We start from the raw sequence: 3,537 nt of genomic DNA, 5'->3' as shown, positions 1-3,537 counted from the left end.
GTGCACGCGAACGGCATCGCCGAGGTCGCCGCCCGACTCGAGGCCCTCGGCGCGCTCGCCGGCTGGGACGATCGCACTCTCGCTCGACAGACCGTCAGCGCGGTCCATCTCGTGATCCACGTCGCCCGATCCGGCGACGGCGCCCGGCGCATCGCGGCCGTCGGCCGGCCGACCCTCGAGGAGTCGGGTCGTCTTCGCGTGGAGGAACTGACGTGGCCGCCCGCCTGATGCGCCGTCGCGCCGAGCCCGACCGGGCCGATCCGGCGGGGACGGTGCTGCGGCTCGCGGTCATGCTGCAGGCCGGCGTGAGTCCCGCCCGCTCGTGGGAGATGCTCGCGGCCACCGGCGACATCGCCGCGTTCCGCGTCATGGCCGCCGTCGCCGACGGAGGCGATCTGGCCACGGCGATCGCCTCATCGGCGGCCGGACCGCCGCACGGGCGCCGGGACCCCGGGGCGTCGGAGCGCGCGGCGGCATGGGGTGATGTGGCGGCCGCGTGGCGCGTCGCGACGACGGTCGGAGCACCGCTGGCCGCGAGCCTGCGCGGACTGTCCGTGGCCCTCCGCGACGCCGAGGAGGCCGCCGACGACGTGCGCGTCGCCCTGGCGGAGCCTCGCGCGACGGCGAGGCTGATGGGATGGCTTCCCGCGGTCGGCGTCGTACTGGCCGCGGCCTTCGGATTCGACACGTTCGCCGCCCTCACTCGCTCGCCCCTGGGCGCCGTGTGCCTCGTGGGCGGTGTGCTGCTCACCCTGGCGGCGCACCGGTGGAACGCGGCCCTCGTGCGCAAGGCCGGCGGCGCATCCCACATCCCCGGCATGGCGGCGGAGCTGTTCGCCATCGCCTTGAGCGGAGGGGTGTCGATCGCACGCGCGCAGGCACTCGTCGCCTCGGCCTCGGCACTCACGGAAAGCGCCGAAGAGCGCGACGTCGCCGAGCCGGCACTCGAGCTCTCCCGTCGGGCGGGCGTTCCCGCGGTCGAGATGCTTCGCGCATCCGCGGCTCTCGCGCGACATCGCGCCCGCGTCGACGGACGCCTGCGCGCCGCCCACCTCGCCTCGCGCCTTCTCGTGCCGCTCGGGGTGTGCACGCTGCCGGCCTTCCTCCTGCTCGGCGTCGCCCCGATGATGCTCGGCGTGCTCGGGGCCGTGCCGCTCGATCTCCCGTCCGCCCCACCCTGACCCGACAAGCGTGCCCCGAAGAAACCACCACAAGAGATGGAGTATCCGATGTCCCTCCCGACCCTCACCACCGCCCGAGCCCGCCGCCTGTTCGCTGACGACAGCGGGGCGGCGACCGCCGAGTACGCGATCGCCACCATGGCAGCCGTCGCCTTTGCGGGACTCCTGGTGGTCATCATGAGATCCGACGAAGTGCGCGGCATCCTCACCGACCTGGTCCGCCGCGCCCTCACGGTCGAATGAGACGTGGCGTTCTCGGCGGTGGCGGGTTCCGGGCCGACGACCGCGGGGCCGTCGCCGCCGAGTTCGCCGTCGCGCTGCCAGCCCTGGTGCTGGTGATCGCGCTGGGGGTCGGCGCGTTGAGCGCCGGCTCCCGGCAGGTGCGCCTGCAGGATGCCGTCGCCGACGCAGCGCGTCTGGCAGCCCGCGAGGATGATCCCGGGCGCGCGGCCGGCGCCGTCACCTCGGCGGTGCCCGGCGCCTCGGTCGAGATCACGGCGCGGGGAGATCTCGTGTGCGTGACCGCGGCCGTCGACGCCCCGCCGCTGCCGATCACCCTGCGCGCGGAGGGCTGCGCGCTGGCGGGCGGACTCTGATGCCCGGCACCGCAGCCACGGTCGGCGCGATCGGCGCCGCGACGACCCTCATCGGAGCGCTCGCCGTCGTCGGCATGGCGTCCGGCGCCGCCCAGCGACTCGCCGGCGCCGCCGACGCCGCGGCCCTCGCCGCCGCAGATGCCGCCTCGGGCGCGGCGACCGGGGTGCCCTGCGAGCGAGCCGCGGAGGTGGCCGAAGCGAACGGCGTCACCGTGTCGTCGTGCGACCTCGTGGAGCTCATCGCGACCGTGACGCTGTCGTCGACCTTCGCGGGGATGCCCTTCCACGCGTCGGCGCGAGCCGGCCCACCGCCGTGACGGGTGGCTCTCAGCGACACGCTATCGGGCGGTGTGTATGGTGTGCATCGACGAAAGGACCCCCCGTTGGCCACAGGCAAGAAGCTCGTCATCGTCGAGTCGCCGACCAAGATGAGGTCGATCCAGGGATACCTGGGCGACGACTACGAGGTGCTCAGCTCGGTCGGGCACATCCGCGATCTCGCGGACAAGAAGCAGATCCCGGCTGAGAAGAAAGAGGCCTACGGCAAGTACTCCATCGACGTCGAGAACGGCTTCGATCCGTACTACGTCGAGAGCGAGCGGGGTCGCAAGACGGTCACCGAGCTCAAGCGGGCGCTGAAGCAGGCCGACGAGCTCCTGCTCGCCACCGATGAAGACCGCGAGGGCGAAGCCATCGCGTGGCACCTTCTGGAGACGCTCAAGCCGAAGGTCCCGGTCAAGCGCATGGTCTTCCACGAGATCACCAAGGACGCCATCCGTGCCGCGGTGCAGAACACCCGCGAGCTCGACCTCGCGCTCGTCGACGCGCAGGAGACCCGGCGCATCCTCGACCGGCTCTACGGCTGGGACGTCAGCCCCGTGCTGTGGTTCAAGGTGCAGCAGGGAACCTCCGCCGGTCGCGTCCAGTCGGCCGCGACGCGCCTGGTCGTCGACCGCGAGCGCGAGCGCATGGCGTTCGTCTCGGCCTCGTACTGGGGGATCGACGCGACGGCGGTCACCCTGCGTGAGGCCACCGACCCCGAGAAGGCCTTCTCGGCCCGTCTGGTGCGCATCGACGGGGGAGCCCTCGCGCGCGGCACCGACTTCGACGACCGCGGTGAGCTCAAGAAGGCGGTGCTCGTCCTCAGCGAGATCGAGGCGAACGACCTGGCCGAGGCCATCCGCACCGCGTCGCGCGCATCCGTCTCCCACCTCGAGGCGAAGCCGGGAACCCGCAGCCCCAAGGCCCCGTTCACCACCTCTACGATGCAGCAGGAGGCCGGTCGCAAGCTCTCGATGAGCGCGAAGCACGCGATGAGCGTGGCTCAGCGCCTCTACGAGAAGGGGTTCATCACCTATATGCGAACGGACTCGACCGCGCTGTCGAAGCAGGCGGTCGAAGCGGCGCGCGCGCAGGCCGTGAGCCTCTACGGCGACAAGGCCGTGCCGGCCAACCCCCGGCTGTATCGCAGCAACTCCAAGAACGCGCAGGAGGCGCACGAGGCGATCCGTCCTTCGGGCGACGACTTCCGCACTCCGTCGTCGGTGGCCGGCGAGCTGGACCGCGACGAGCAGCGCCTGTACGACCTCATCTGGAAGCGCACCATGGCCAGCCAGATGGCCGATGCCAAGTACGAGACCACCACGGTCACGCTCGAGGTCGACGCCGGCGGGCGCCGGGTGGAGCTGACGGCCTCGGGAACGGTCTACACCTTCAAGGGCTTCCTCGAGGCCTATGAAGAGGGCAGCGACGAGAAGCAC

Annotated in this window: 5 protein-coding genes and 1 pseudogene; all 6 read left to right on the top strand. The window is 72.1% G+C overall.

All coding sequences use genetic code 11. The features are described from left to right. A pseudogene (locus B4E30_RS06570) lies at nt 1-228 on the top strand (hypothetical protein); the annotation flags it as partial. Then, on the top strand, nt 213-1,181 hold the full coding sequence (locus tag B4E30_RS06565) for a type II secretion system F family protein (RefSeq protein WP_348670270.1): 969 nt from the start codon (nt 213-215) through the stop codon (nt 1,179-1,181). The pseudogene B4E30_RS06570 and the gene B4E30_RS06565, both read left to right, overlap by 16 nt. Nucleotides 1,182-1,229: 48 nt before the next feature. Then, nucleotides 1,230-1,424, top strand: coding sequence for a DUF4244 domain-containing protein (locus tag B4E30_RS06560; RefSeq protein WP_286794128.1), 195 nt, complete (start codon nt 1,230-1,232; stop codon nt 1,422-1,424). Then, nucleotides 1,421-1,777: a TadE family type IV pilus minor pilin gene (locus tag B4E30_RS06555; protein ID WP_286794126.1), complete on the top strand. Its 357-nt coding sequence runs from the start codon at nt 1,421-1,423 to the stop codon at nt 1,775-1,777. The genes B4E30_RS06560 and B4E30_RS06555 overlap by 4 nt, the downstream gene beginning before the upstream one ends. Next, nucleotides 1,777-2,094: an Rv3654c family TadE-like protein gene (locus B4E30_RS06550; RefSeq protein ID WP_286794125.1), complete on the top strand. Its 318-nt coding sequence runs from the start codon at nt 1,777-1,779 to the stop codon at nt 2,092-2,094. The genes B4E30_RS06555 and B4E30_RS06550 overlap by 1 nt, the downstream gene beginning before the upstream one ends. 66 nt (nt 2,095-2,160) lie before the next feature. After that, a partial coding sequence (topA, locus tag B4E30_RS06545; RefSeq protein ID WP_286794124.1) for a type I DNA topoisomerase occupies nt 2,161-3,537 on the top strand: 1,377 nt, incomplete at its 3' end.

This window comes from Microbacterium sp. UBA3394 (genome assembly GCF_002358725.1).
In the GTDB taxonomy this organism is placed as follows: domain Bacteria; phylum Actinomycetota; class Actinomycetes; order Actinomycetales; family Microbacteriaceae; genus Microbacterium; species Microbacterium luteum.
This window is presented reverse-complemented; position numbering and strand designations above follow the sequence as displayed.